The following is a 12,259-nucleotide window of genomic DNA, read 5'->3' on the forward strand; positions in this document are numbered from 1 at the left end:
GTATTATTTTTATTTTTTTGGTAGAAATAAGGACTAAATAAAGCTATTTAGTCCGCTAAAAAGTCTTTTAGGTTATTTTTAAAAGCTTCCGACTTTTCAAGCTTCGCTTTTAAATTTAGCGTTTCCTTGTAAAGCTCAATCGCTTTTTTCATGGGCTCGCTAGCTTCTCCTGCGCCCGCGTTTTTAATCGCGCTCTCGCTATACCCTATCTCTTCGCCCAACTCCTTATAAGTCATTTTTAGCTCATCGCAAATTTCTTTAATAATGTTAGGGGAGTTTTGTTTTGCTAGCTTAGATATGATTTTTTCATCTTTGAGCTCATATACTCCATCGCTCCATTGACGCATATTTGCTATCACCTCTTTTTCATCAACTGTAAAATCTAGCTTTTTGTAGCTAATCTTATATAGCAGCCTAAAATCCATGCTCCTTTGCTCTACCACACCTACTAATTCAGCAGCACATTTAAACGGTAACCACTTTGCACCCTTTGCCTTGGGGGTTAATTTCTTATCGTATATAAATACGACATCGCCGTAGCTCATTTCTATGTTTGGGCGTTGCATCCAATCATCAAATTTTTCATATTTGATTAATTTGTCAATAGCGAGCGTGTCACCTGTCTTTGCTATAAAGTATCTTTTCTCCATTTTGTCGTCTCCCTTTAAACCTCAAATTCTACAAAAACCTAAATTTAAAACCCCTTACGGGTTGCCGATACGGTTTATTATGCCGCGCAGTCTAGCGCTGCTTCTATTAAGCGGGCTTTGCTTGCTTATATTTGCCTTTTCTCGCCACGTCCTCGCTGCTATCTAGCCAGTGGATGCTCGCAACGCCTTTGTGCCCAGTATCGAAAATATACCAAGCATAAGCCATCATCGCCGTTTCGTATTTGCCGTCGGGGCGTATTTCGGCCGATAACGACGGATAGCGCGTAAAGATATAAATCTTTTCCAAAATCTCGCGCGCGCTCCAAATTTCGTTATACCGCGCTTGCCCCTGCAAGTAGCTCAAAGGCAGTAAAAACGCAAATCTAGGCGCGACTTCGCAAGCTTTGAGTATAAACTCTTTGGCTAGGCTAAAAGGCGGGTTTGTAACAATGGCGTCAAATTTGCGCGTTTCGGCTAGAAAATCTTTGCCGTCTAGCAAATAATCATACGCCGTAATATCCTCGTAGCCAGCTCCTTTTAAAATCGCCGTTATCGCGCCTGCACCACACGCAGGCTCTAGTATGCGCCCCTCAAATTTCTCAACCTCTAAGAGCCGCCGCGTGATGTTATAGGGCGTCTGGTAGAAGTCGCTTTTTGATCGCTTCTTGTTGGTGTTGCCGCTGAAGTTCTTACCCATTTTTAGCCTCTTGCTTGTTCGCCTATTTTCAGCAAAATTTCACATAAGCGAGACATAATAGGACTGCGCCCTAGATATACGCCATAAGTCCTATAATTTTCGCCGCGCTCAGCATACTCTCTAGCTTCGCGATCGCTAAAAGTAAATACCATTCTTTCGTCCGCTATCCATCTTTGCATAGTTGGATAATAAGAGTAGTCATTCAATTCCTTTCGATCTCTTATGTAGCTTTGCAAACCGTCATCATCATCCACGTTTAAAAGAATGCCAAGCTCCTTTACTAATTCTAGTTTTTGGGCATCGCTATCGGCATCTATTAGATTTTCGTGTATTTCGTCTATTAGGTATGCTTTTGCCCGCTTAAGCCCCTCAGCCACGGCATCACCTTCGCTAAATAGCGTCCAATTATCGGCAAATTCCTCGTCTGTGATAATGGTCTCCTTCTTTTGAACTGTTAAGCCGTAGGGCTGGGCAGTACTTCTAGTGTCTTGTTTAAGCATTTCTTTCCCCAAATCCATTAAAAATTCCGCATCTTCATCGGACAAATAAAACGGGGATTCCTTGTTATTTTGAGTCATATTAGTTCCTTTAATAATTTATTTATCAAACAAATTTTAACTAGCAAAAGCCCTAAATATCGGCTTTTGTATGGCCGTAGCAAGCTTATATTAAGCCTACGATCAAACAACAGTCAAACAATTAAAACGGTATCGTTTTGTCGTCGTCATCGTATTTGGCGTCCACGTCTATTTCGGGCGCATCGTAGTCTACGTGATAGTCTTTCGGCGGTTGTTGCTGTTTCTTAGGCGTTCCTTGTTGCGGACGCTGATTTGAATAGCCGCCTTGCTGATAGCCTTGCGAATACCCGCCTTGATTATTGCCCGCTCGTTGCCCGTCGCCTAGCATTTCCATATTCTCGACGGCTACCGTGTGCTTGCTTCTATTTTGTCCGTTATTGTCCGTCCATTGGTCGAATTTCAAGCGACCCTCGACTAGAAGCTTTGAGCCTTTGCTGAGGTATTGATTAGCTGTTTCGGCTTGTTTGCCGAAAAACGTAATGTCGATAAAGCACGTTTCCTCGCGCTTTTCGCCGTTTACGCTAAATTTGCGGGTTACGGCAATGCCGGAGCTGCCTATCGCCGCGCCGCCTTGTGTGTAGCGTAGCTCAATATCGCGTGTTAAATTTCCGACTAAAACTATTTTGTTAAACATCTTTTAGCCTTTCGCCTATTTGCCCTTATCCTTTGGCTCCTATCGTAAGTGCCTTTTGTGCGTCTTATTTTTGAGTGAGACATGCGGGCTTTGCTCTTTTTTGTTTGTGGCACACCTTGAAAATCATCTACGCCGTTTAACCCCGCGAACAATGCGCTTAAAATCCCCAATGCTTTCATTTTTTAACTCCTTAAATCTTCCATTAACGCGTCAATGCTGTTCGGATCTGCTAAATACGCTTTCGCCTCGTCGGGCGACATTCTTCCCAAAAGCTTTTCGGCCTCGTCCTCGCTTGCGCCTCTTTTCATCAGCTCGCTTTGCAAAGCGTCAAGCGGTAGCACGCCATCGTCTGCGTCGATTTCTACTTCAAGGGGTGCGGCTTCGATGTATTCGGCTTCGTCAACTGTCAAATTTTGTTTGACGGTTGAGCTGTTCGGTTTTTCCGAACTGCTCAAAAGCTCGTTTAGGTTTTGCGTCGCTTTTGTTTCAATTTTAGGCGCACTCTGCTCGGCTCTTATCGGTTCGTCTTCCAAACTTACGGCTTCAGCCAGGCGATCATTTATCGGCAAGCGGCTGGCGACGTATTTAAGGGCTTTTGCCTTGTACATCTCTTCCGCCCATTCAAGCCAGATGTTAGCCAGCTTATCCTTTTGGGTCTGGTTTTGGCTTTTTAGGCGCAACTTTTCAAGCTTCTTTTTACTTACGAATTCGCTAAATACGTTTTCGCCGCTATCTTTAGCATAAACGATTACGCCTACTAGGTTATTAAATACCCAGTCTCCGTCGTCGTCGCTTCGTTCGTCGTAATTGGGCTTAAAATTTATCTTATCTTCAAGCCCGTTAAACTCGATTTCGAATTCGTCGCATTTATACACCGCTACGGCTCTAAATTTCCAGCCATTTTTCATTCCTAGGCTAATAAGTCCTTTATAGCCTATTTGCAGTTGCGCGACGCCCTTATACGGCACGACGTAAGCTTGCCCGAATAGTTTATTCGGGTGCAAACCGATTTGGACTATTTGCATTGCGGTATTTACTATGCTTTCAACGTTGCAATTTCTCAAATTGCCGTCATTGGCCATATTAACTATCGCACTTGCAAAAACTGACGCCTTAGCCTTGTCGTTGCCGACTATGGTTGAAATTTGGCTCATTTTCGAGCCGACTAACGCCCTTGCGTCTTGTTCTCTAATTTGTAGTTGGTTCATTTTTTGTCCTCTATGCGGCTTTCCTAAAAGCTTCTACTATTTTTGCGCTAAGCGCGACTTGGCCTTTTGCGGTGATCTTGGTCGTAAATCTCTCTTTGTTGCCCTTCGGCGTTACGATGACTTGCGGTATCACTTCAAAGTACCCGACGTCTAGCCACCTTTGGTAAGGCATATTGTCCGCCATTAGATATTTTTCGTCTCTTAGCCATTTAAAAATTCTATTTCGTCCGACGCTTACGTCGTTTTCGTCGCAAAGCGTTTTTACGAAGTCGCCTATTAGCGCGCTCGTGGCGCTTGCTTCTACCGCTTCGGCAAATACGATTTTAGGCAAATCGGCAAGGCGTTGCGCTTCTAGCGCTTCGATCTTGTCCACTTGGGCTATCGCTAGCTCCAAAGCCTCTTTGTAATTGCGCGGAACATTAAACGGATTTTTTAGTTTTTCGGCCATAGCATTAAAGGCATTAATGTAAGCTATTTTAAATTTGTAAAACTTATCGCCGTTAAAGCTCATCGCTAAAAGTGTGAAGCCGTCTTTTGAGACTAAAAAATACGGTCTGCTTTCGCCCTTTTTATCTGTATATTCAACGAGCCGAAAATTTGACCCGTTGAAATTATCTTGCGGAAGCTCCCTAATTTTCGCTAAAATATGCTTGTGTTCTTTCTCGAACACGTCTGCAATTTGTAGGGAAGTAGTCCAGATTTGGTCGTCGGCTACTTCCAACTTGATCTCTTGGTCGTTGATAATTAAATTATCCATTGCTTGATCCTTTATTTTAAATTTCTTATTTACAAAATAGGCGTCATTGTTTAGATAAGCCATAACGGCTCCGACCTTTGTGTATATCTCGGTCGTTGCTGCTTCTAAGTCGTTTTGTATACGGCTTAAATAGAGAGTGGCTTGCTCGGCAGTATGCATTGTCATTTTTAAAGTCCTTATGTATTTATTTGTATTCTTTTGAAATACATAGCCGAATAATACTACTTTTAAAATGTATTGTCAAGTATTCTATTGTATGCTTCAAAAATAAAAATATTTTTGATATACTACAAAAAATCACAAGGGGCTACACGATGGCAGAACAAGACACGCAAGAACAAAGCCAAAATAAAACAGAGATAATGTCTGTTAGGCTTGATCCGCTAACAAAAGAGAAGCTAGCTTATATTTGCGATTTGGAGTATCGCCCCGTAGCTTTACAAATCCGCAAAATAATAGAGGATTTTATAAGGCGCTACGAGAAAGAAAACGGGCTAGAACACGATATTAAGTATCCGGGCAACGAGATTGTTTTTTAGATTTTAGATAATCCGTTAAAATTTTACGTAAGTGCATAGCTAGGGGGCGATACTCTTTTTGCGCGTCGTCTTTTAGCTTTTGTAGCGTTTCGTCGTCTAGGCGTATGCTAACGATGTTGGTTTGCTTGTCTTTCATCTCTTGTCCTTTCAAATTTAGGCTATGCTCTCATAAAATTTCCACGTCGGCAGGCTTAGCGTCTGTATCGCTTCTATTCGCTCGCTTTGCGGCTCAAATTTGGCGTATCCCCACCACTCGCCGCGCGCCAGGCAAAGCTTGTAGCGTTCAAGTAGGGCTAGGTAGGTTTTGCGTCCTTGCTCGATCGCGGCATCGTCAAGAGTATAAAAGCCGACCATAAAGGGCTTTTTGGTCTCCACCGCGATAAAAAGGAAGTTATTAACCGTTTTGCCGAGACTTCTTAAAATATCGCCGTAAAACGCCGCTTGCACGTGATAATTAAAGCTGGCTACCGACCTGGCAAAGCCGTCCGCGCTAGCGTCCGAAGTGGTTTTTAAATCTATGCAAAGCCCTAAATTTTCATTGAAAAAATCAGGGCGGCATTTAACCGCTACGCCGTCAATCTCGCTAAAATAGCTTTGCTCGGCTAGCCCGTCTCTTAAAAAAACCGCCGTTTCGCGCATAGAATTAACCGCGTTTGCTATCTGCTTGACCGTATCGTAAGTCTCGCCGCTAAGAGCCGTTTTATCGCCCAAATTGGCTAAAAAATCGTTATAGGCGGTCTTACCCTCTTTGGTGCGTTTATCGACGTCCGGTTCTATGCAAAACTCGTTAAAAAAATCGCTAGGCTCTAAAATAAGCTTATGCACTGCCGAGCCTAGGGTTAAAGCCGCGCTATCTTTGCGCTCGAATTCGTCTTTAAATTTGTAGTGAAAAGGGCTACGAGCTAATAAATCAAGATCGCTTTTTGAAATCTCGGGGCGCGCGTGATATTCTTTGTTCGTCATCGCTCATCCTTTTGCTAACGCGCCCGTTTCGCGCAGATACGAATTTATAAACGTTAAAAAATCCTTTATCGTCCAATCGCCTAGCGCCCGCGGCGGGATTAGACTAATCCAAAATTTAAACTCTTTGAAGTCCATTTTCTCTCCTTAATCAAATCTGCCGCCCCAAGCTATGCTTTCTATCTCTACGGCGTTATCAAAGCCTATAAGCGGCTCAAACTCGTCCCTCGCGCGGCATAAATCGGCTTTTACGCGGCGCAAAATTTCATCCAGCCTATCGGCGTATTCGTCGCAAAGCCCGTCTATCTCTCTACCCTTAGCGTCTTGCTTATTAAAAAAGTAGTCGTATGGGTCTATCATTTTTTATCCTCCTAAAATTTCATTTCGTTCTATAAAAAAGCGGTCGTCGTTCGCCACGTATGCTTCGACCGCGCCTATTGCCGTATAGACGTGTTCTAGTTGTTCTTTCGTCTGCTGCAACGCCCTAAACGTAACTAGCTCTTTATCTCGCTTCTCTTTTTCTGTTTTTTGTAGTTTTTGTTTGTAGAAATCCCGCTCTTTTCTCGCGTGTTCTAGTAGCGTTCGCAAGCTTTCGGGGCGGGGGTTTGATGTTTTAAATTCGGCTAGTTCGTTTTTTAAACTAGCGATAAGGGCGTTATGCTTTGCCAGCTGCCCTAAGTAGCCGTTGATTTGATCGGCGTGCCGTTTGGTCTGTAAAATTTGCGACGCTTCTAAATCGGCTATCTTGCTAACGTAGGCTTCAAATTTAGACGCATTAAAATGCTTATACAAAACATCGAAGCACTCATTTTTGTATAGAATTAATTTTGCTTTTATTTCGGGCTTTACTTTGTTTGGGTTGATTGAAAATAGCCAGCCGTTGATTTTTTCGACGGGTACGCATAAGGCAACTTGGACGCCGCCGTTCGTTTCGATTTTAAAGGATTTCGGACAAAAGCTCTCATCACTTAAAATCTTTTCATATTGCGTTTTAAAATCTATGCCGATATTCTTGCATAAATTTTTTACGCTAACATATTGACCTTGCTCGTCAAAAACTTGTATAATATCCGCGTTAAAAGAAAAATTTGTAAGTTCCATAATAATCCTTTGAAATGTTTTGTAATTTGCAAATTATTTGGTGGAATAATATTGTATTTTACAAAAAAAGTCAAGGTGTTTTTATGTATTTTCGTAAAAAAGTAGATTTTTTATTTTGTAATTAACAAAAAACAAGGTATGGGGATAAGCCCACACCTATTGCCCGATAGCCCTCCGTATGGCATCTCTTAGCAATTGGTAGTCCGATAGCTCATTTCTCAAACATTCTATCTCGTATAGCATTTTTATCGAATTGATTACCTGCTGGGTTACTTTACCCGTTGATGAAGCCGACCTTAGGCTGCTTTCGGCCACTCCGATTTTTTCGGCTAGGGTTTTAAAAGAGTAGCCTAAAACCTGGCAGGCGTTTTTTATGACTTCCTTGCTGTCATCATTGTCTGGCACCCAACTCTTATCAATATCAACAAGGCTTTCTCGCGAATGGAGAAGAGTTACTAAAACTCCCCACAAATGAATATCTGCTTCAAATATTTCATCTTGATACTTTTCCAATATAGACATATTGTCGCTATTCCCTAAGGATAGCTCATTGCCTAGTTTTTCAAAAACACTCATTTCTTTTTCCTCTGCCATTATTTATCCTTTTTCTTATCTATCTTTTTAAATTTTCTATCTACCTTTTTAAGCTCTTTGGATACCTCTTTTATATGCTCGGTTCTGGCTAGCATTTCGGGGCGCACGCCGTCGTTTCTCATCATTATGCCCCTTACTTCGCGTCCTACCTCGTAAGCGGTGTTTTCTAAGTTTCTTTGCCCGTAAATTCGGTTATTCTCGATCTTAGCCTTGGTTTCTTGAAGCCTAAAAAGATTTGCGGCTAACTCGCGAGCTCCCATAAAGTCGAAAATTTTGTCGTTTACCGTAAGCCCCTTGATACGCAAAAGGTCTTTTAGGCGCATATTATACATACCCATATACCCCGCATCCATAAAATAAGCGTAGTTTTCCACTCCGTGAGAGTTGGCTACGCCCGTTAAGGCCTTGTTCGCGTCTTTGGTTTTTTCTCTAACGTCTAGGCGCTCAAGCTGCTCGGCCTCGATATGTCTATGCAAAGCCTCGGCGATAGTAGCGAAATACGCCTGCGCCTGCGCTACTCTAGGTTTTTTTATATCGGCGTTCATAGATACTAAAAAGCAAGCAAAGCGCGATAGCTTGTAGTCGGCGTTGCCGTCTACGGGGGTAAAATGCTCTAGTATGTTATAGCCTATGCTAGAGCATACGGAGATAGCTTTATTTACGGCTTTATTTAGCGATTTTACGCCGTCGTATTCAAGCATCTGCGCTAATTCGCTAGCTAGCCAATAAGTAGAGCCGTTTTTATGCGAGGATAGCTCAAAGGCGTCGTTTTCTCGGTTAGATACGTCAAAAAGGGATAGTTGCGTTCCCATCATCGTTCCTTTGTTTTTCGATAAAACTTATTTTACTCAAAAATGAGTAAAACCCCAAAATGCCGGGGTCGATAGCTAGGATTTGAAATCCGCCCATCCTCTCCGCCAGCTCGCGTTGAGTTATGCCCAGTTCTTTGCATACGCGCCTAACGATGTTTTCCTCTGCGGTCATTATTGCTCCTTATATTAATCGTAACGCATCCGTTAGCATATCACTAGCCCTTTTGGCAACCTCAGACATAGCTTCTTCTTCAATAGCACTCCTTAATCTTTGCCACCATTTCTCTTTTTTACCATCGTCGATAGAGCTCGGAACTTCTTTTAAAATTTCTAGTCCTTTATGCATAAGCCTAACGTCTTCAAGGAGTCCGTTGCTACAATGTATAAAGCCGTTTATCATTAGCCATGTTAAAGTTTGATTACAAAAATCTTTTTCTCGCTCATAATCCTGCTCAATTCCATATTTCTCTTTTTTAACAAAAATAGACACATTGCAATTGGTTCCATGCGGAAAATTTGCATATAAGTGATTTAGGGTTAACCCAACATAGTAATTAAATTTTTCCGCTCTTTCTTCTTGCGTCATATTATTCCTTTATCTCTAAATTTCGTTGTTCGGCGCTCTTAGGCGCTTCGATGCCTAAAATATCGTCTAAATAATAATCCGTGCTAACGACGTTTAAGTCGGCGTCTATCACGGATTTGGATATTAGCGTGCCCGCTATCTTATCGCCGTATCTTAGGGCTATCTCCTGGCTTTTTAGCTTTTTTAGCCACGCTTCGTCGATGATTTTCACGTCTATGGCGGCTCCGTTTATGATAGTCCATTTGCTGGCACCCGCTAGATCCGGCTTTTTAATGATAAAGGCGCCTCTAAACTCGCTTTTTTGTTCTATCGCGCCGTCTAAATCGTCGGCGCTAAACTCGTAACCGCCTTTTACTTCTCGCTCTTTGCCTTTTAAATTTATGCGTGGTGGCATTTTAAATCCTTTCGCGCTTTGGGATAACCCCGACATTGCCTGTAAAAGAGGGGTTTTGTTGCGTTTATAACCGTAGCTTTTTAGCTCGCTATCCTCTATAATCTCACAGACTATCTCGTCGGCCTTATGCGGCAACTGCTTTGGGTCGTCTTCTAAAAGCCCTATTAGCTTGTCTTTGGCCTTAATCAAAAAATCGGCTATGGCGTCTTTGGGGTCTTTCACGTAGCTCCTTATCTTGCCGCTATCTATGTTTTTTAGCACGTCTTTTACTTTAGCTTTTAGCGAGCCGTTTTCTACGCCCTCCAAAATAACGCGGGTCGTTATCTCGCTATCGACGTAGGAGCAAATAGCGACGTTTAGCTCGTCTAAGCTAGCGATAAAAGCGGATACGTTTTTAAAAAAAATCGCTCCGCCGTCCGCGTCGAAATCAAAATGCAGGTCGTAGCTTGCGTCCATTTTCGGCCTTTAAAGAAATTTACGCGATTATACAAAATCGCGGTTTTACGCTTTCTTAACGGCGTAAAATTTAACGTTGGTTATCAACCCGCCTTTGCCTGCGCCTTTGCCTTTCGCACGGATAGAGCGTAGGAAATTACGCAGAAATCTAACTATTTTCATAACGCCTCCTAACGCCTCCTAAAATCTAATCAGCAAAGAAAATATAAAAGCCGCGACGCCCGTCGAGGCTAATAATAAAAGCGCGGCGTCGGGGCACTCGCGCACCTGCGCTAATATGTCTGCTAAAATTCGCTTTAAATCTCCCATCGTTTTCCCTTCTGTTCTTTAAATATTTTTGCACTAAATTTTTTACGGTTTATTTGCGCGGTTTTGCCTGATTTATCGCAGACGTAATCCAAGCGCCCGTCTCGTAAAATATGAAAATAAAACCCGTGAACGTAGTCATATACGATGAAGCGCCCAAATACGTCGACGCGAGAGCTCTCCGACGTTATCCCGTCGTAAGTTACCACGGCTATCGTAGTCATTTTTCGTCCTTTTGTTAAAATTTAAATAAAAGCTCTTTTAAGCTCTTAGTTAAAATTTAGCGGTCTTTTTCGTTGTATTAAAAACCCTGTGAAAAACTATCCTAAATCAGGGCTGCTATGGCTAGGGTAATATCGCTTCCCTAGTGCGCTACCGATTAAAACCGGATTAACCCGCCACTCGCGGGAGGCTCCGTCGGTCAAGAGCTCGATACAATCTCGCTCATCCTGCCTTTGTTTTGATGAGAGAATGTTAATATATTTTACATTAAATAATACTTAAATTAGTAAGAATAACTTACATTTTTTTGAATTTCTTTTTTAAGTGCGGAATGCGTATAATTTTAAAAACTAACGGAGACAGAAGTATGAAAGCATTAATATTATTTGTAAGCGTCGTAGTTTTAGGTTTTGCGGGCGAAAGAGATTTTGACTGCTCGAAACGATATTGCAAAGAAATGACGAGTTGCAAAGAGGCTATGCATTATTTCAAAAAGTGCGGCATGAGCCAATTTGACCGAGACGGCGACGGCATACCTTGCGAAAACGTATGCGGCGGTAAAAAGAAAAAGCGGTAATTTAACGCTTTCTAAACTCCCACGGCGGGACGGGCTCTTCGTCTCGCCAAAGCCCAAGCTTTTGGTATTTTGCTTCACTTTCTTGCGGTGCATATTTTTTTGAAAATTTCCGATACGCCCACGCATAGCCGTTTTCTACCATCTGGGCGTTGATGTCTTTACCATTGAGATAGATCGTGCCGATCGTGCGTCTATACCTATCCTTGCCTTTTTCTTCGACTTCTACGACTTTGCCGGCTATCAAATTTGCCAAAAACTGCCTTGACTTTTTGCCGTACGGCTGTTTAAGCTCGGGCGCGTCGATGCCGAAAAGTCTGACCTTGATTTGTTGTCTGTCCTGCAATACCGTGATCGTGTCGCCGTCGTGAATAGAGATTACTTTACCGTTAAAGGCAAAGAGTAATAGCGGGGATAAAAGAATTAAAAAGCGCATTAATTAAAAAGGGGTGGCGTCGCCATCGTCATAATCATCTATGGCCGGCACAACAGGCTCAATATAAATTGTCTTGCCTAGGAAAAAGCCTATAACATTCGCATCTGGGTATTTTGCTAAGATGGCTGCTTTTGCCGCTTTAAAGTGCCCGCCGCTAGTTAAAACGTCATCTATTAATATAATATTATTTTTTGGAGAACTTGATGGCGGGGTTAATATTATATTTTGCAGCAAGGCATCAGGACTTCTTTCGCCGCCTCTGTGCGCGGCTGGATATTCCTCTTTAACATCTAAACAAAGCTGAATATCGTAATTTGCCGATATTTTGCCAAGCATTAGCGCTACTTGGTCTAGTCTATCATCAAAATTTTGTGATCCTCTAGGCTTTGATGTCGGCATAGGAATAATAGTGCAGACTCGTCCGCCTAGTGCACCGTGTAACATATCGGCAAACTGTTTTACTGCTGACATTTTATATGCCCACGAGTTGGTATTCTTATACCTTATATCTTTTTTGAAGTTGAATATTAAGTCGTTATCTTTGGATGCGGAATAACCCCCGCCGGATAGATAATCTAAAAAATAATAACATATATCGTCTTGCGTGATATAAGTTGTTTTTCTGTCGGGCACTAGCTTCATAGGCTTACACATTCTAAAAATACCTTAAAATATCGTCAATCGTATTAACCCTGATTGCCCCGCGCTCCTCGTAACTACGCGGCCATTTTAGCCCGCTTTCAAAGCAAGATTTT

22 protein-coding genes are annotated in these 12,259 nt (G+C 42.3%); 2 read left to right on the top strand and 20 right to left on the bottom strand.

Annotated features, from left to right (window positions below; genetic code table 11):
* Positions 1-47: 47 nt before the first annotated feature.
* The 6 genes from QZ147_RS05555 to QZ147_RS05580 all read right to left on the bottom strand — a co-directional run bounded on the left by QZ147_RS05555 (position 48) and on the right by QZ147_RS05580 (position 4,689).
* Positions 48-650: a hypothetical protein gene (locus tag QZ147_RS05555; RefSeq protein WP_295147958.1), complete on the bottom strand. Its 603-nt coding sequence runs from the start codon at positions 648-650 to the stop codon at positions 48-50.
* Positions 651-756: 106 nt separating this feature from the next.
* Positions 757-1,347, bottom strand: a complete 591-nt coding sequence (locus QZ147_RS05560) for a hypothetical protein (protein ID WP_295147961.1) — start codon at positions 1,345-1,347, stop codon at positions 757-759.
* A gap of 2 nt (positions 1,348-1,349) precedes the next feature.
* Positions 1,350-1,925, bottom strand: a complete 576-nt coding sequence (locus QZ147_RS05565; protein ID WP_295147963.1) for a hypothetical protein — start codon at positions 1,923-1,925, stop codon at positions 1,350-1,352.
* Positions 1,926-2,046: 121 nt separating this feature from the next.
* Complete coding sequence (gene ssb / locus QZ147_RS05570) at positions 2,047-2,559, bottom strand: single-stranded DNA-binding protein (protein ID WP_295147964.1); 513 nt, start codon at positions 2,557-2,559, stop codon at positions 2,047-2,049.
* Positions 2,560-2,741: 182 nt separating this feature from the next.
* A complete protein-coding gene (locus QZ147_RS05575) occupies positions 2,742-3,767 on the bottom strand; it encodes a recombinase RecT (RefSeq protein WP_295147965.1) in 1,026 nt (341 codons plus the stop codon).
* A 10-nt stretch (positions 3,768-3,777) separates the two neighbouring features.
* Positions 3,778-4,689, bottom strand: coding sequence for a phage regulatory protein/antirepressor Ant (locus QZ147_RS05580; RefSeq protein WP_295147967.1), 912 nt, complete (start codon positions 4,687-4,689; stop codon positions 3,778-3,780).
* 149 nt (positions 4,690-4,838) lie between these two features.
* On the opposite strand from QZ147_RS05580, the gene QZ147_RS05585 reads away from it, so the two are divergent.
* On the top strand, positions 4,839-5,063 hold the full coding sequence (locus tag QZ147_RS05585) for a hypothetical protein (RefSeq protein ID WP_295147969.1): 225 nt from the start codon (positions 4,839-4,841) through the stop codon (positions 5,061-5,063).
* Here the strand turns inward: QZ147_RS05585 and QZ147_RS05590 are convergent.
* From QZ147_RS05590 to QZ147_RS05645, 12 genes are all read right to left on the bottom strand, one after another.
* Positions 5,032-5,199 (bottom strand): hypothetical protein, encoded by a 168-nt coding sequence (locus QZ147_RS05590; protein ID WP_295147971.1) that lies wholly within the window; start codon positions 5,197-5,199, stop codon positions 5,032-5,034. The two genes, QZ147_RS05585 and QZ147_RS05590, sit on opposite strands and share 32 nt — an antisense overlap.
* Before the next feature lie 17 nt (positions 5,200-5,216).
* Positions 5,217-6,026: a PD-(D/E)XK nuclease-like domain-containing protein gene (locus QZ147_RS05595; protein ID WP_295147973.1), complete on the bottom strand. Its 810-nt coding sequence runs from the start codon at positions 6,024-6,026 to the stop codon at positions 5,217-5,219.
* A 3-nt stretch (positions 6,027-6,029) separates the two neighbouring features.
* Positions 6,030-6,161: a hypothetical protein gene (locus QZ147_RS05600; protein WP_295147974.1), complete on the bottom strand. Its 132-nt coding sequence runs from the start codon at positions 6,159-6,161 to the stop codon at positions 6,030-6,032.
* Between the two features lie 9 nt (positions 6,162-6,170).
* Entirely contained in the window at positions 6,171-6,383 is a 213-nt protein-coding gene (locus tag QZ147_RS05605) for a hypothetical protein (RefSeq protein WP_295147975.1), read from the bottom strand.
* Positions 6,384-6,386: 3 nt separating this feature from the next.
* Complete coding sequence (locus QZ147_RS05610; RefSeq protein ID WP_295147977.1) at positions 6,387-7,124, bottom strand: phage antirepressor N-terminal domain-containing protein; 738 nt, start codon at positions 7,122-7,124, stop codon at positions 6,387-6,389.
* Positions 7,125-7,280: 156 nt separating this feature from the next.
* The gene (locus QZ147_RS05615; protein WP_295147979.1) at positions 7,281-7,718 is read right to left on the bottom strand and encodes a hypothetical protein; all 438 of its coding nucleotides are present in this window, start codon (positions 7,716-7,718) and stop codon (positions 7,281-7,283) included.
* A complete protein-coding gene (locus QZ147_RS05620) occupies positions 7,718-8,530 on the bottom strand; it encodes a BRO family protein (protein ID WP_295147982.1) in 813 nt (270 codons plus the stop codon). The genes QZ147_RS05615 and QZ147_RS05620 overlap by 1 nt, the downstream gene beginning before the upstream one ends.
* Positions 8,505-8,702 (bottom strand): helix-turn-helix transcriptional regulator, encoded by a 198-nt coding sequence (locus QZ147_RS05625; protein WP_295147984.1) that lies wholly within the window; start codon positions 8,700-8,702, stop codon positions 8,505-8,507. Before QZ147_RS05625 ends, QZ147_RS05620 begins: the two co-directional genes overlap by 26 nt.
* Before the next feature lie 9 nt (positions 8,703-8,711).
* A complete protein-coding gene (locus QZ147_RS05630; protein ID WP_295147986.1) occupies positions 8,712-9,116 on the bottom strand; it encodes a hypothetical protein in 405 nt (134 codons plus the stop codon).
* Between the two features lies 1 nt (position 9,117).
* The gene (locus tag QZ147_RS05635) at positions 9,118-9,966 is read right to left on the bottom strand and encodes a hypothetical protein (RefSeq protein ID WP_295147988.1); all 849 of its coding nucleotides are present in this window, start codon (positions 9,964-9,966) and stop codon (positions 9,118-9,120) included.
* Positions 9,967-10,146: 180 nt separating this feature from the next.
* The gene (locus tag QZ147_RS05640) at positions 10,147-10,275 is read right to left on the bottom strand and encodes a hypothetical protein (RefSeq protein ID WP_295147990.1); all 129 of its coding nucleotides are present in this window, start codon (positions 10,273-10,275) and stop codon (positions 10,147-10,149) included.
* The gene (locus QZ147_RS05645; protein ID WP_295147992.1) at positions 10,263-10,496 is read right to left on the bottom strand and encodes a hypothetical protein; all 234 of its coding nucleotides are present in this window, start codon (positions 10,494-10,496) and stop codon (positions 10,263-10,265) included. The genes QZ147_RS05640 and QZ147_RS05645 overlap by 13 nt, the downstream gene beginning before the upstream one ends.
* 365 nt (positions 10,497-10,861) lie before the next feature.
* On the opposite strand from QZ147_RS05645, the gene QZ147_RS05650 reads away from it, so the two are divergent.
* Positions 10,862-11,071 (top strand): excalibur calcium-binding domain-containing protein, encoded by a 210-nt coding sequence (locus tag QZ147_RS05650; RefSeq protein WP_295147995.1) that lies wholly within the window; start codon positions 10,862-10,864, stop codon positions 11,069-11,071.
* Position 11,072: 1 nt separating this feature from the next.
* Here the strand turns inward: QZ147_RS05650 and QZ147_RS05655 are convergent, their stop codons facing one another.
* Together QZ147_RS05655 and QZ147_RS05660 are read right to left on the bottom strand one after the other, a co-directional pair.
* Entirely contained in the window at positions 11,073-11,504 is a 432-nt protein-coding gene (locus QZ147_RS05655) for a thermonuclease family protein (RefSeq protein WP_295147997.1), read from the bottom strand.
* A gap of 3 nt (positions 11,505-11,507) precedes the next feature.
* Entirely contained in the window at positions 11,508-12,146 is a 639-nt protein-coding gene (locus QZ147_RS05660; protein WP_295147998.1) for a hypothetical protein, read from the bottom strand.
* Between the last annotated feature and the right edge of the window lie 113 nt (positions 12,147-12,259).

This window comes from uncultured Campylobacter sp., assembly GCF_905371695.1.
Classification (GTDB): Bacteria; Campylobacterota; Campylobacteria; order Campylobacterales; family Campylobacteraceae; genus Campylobacter_A.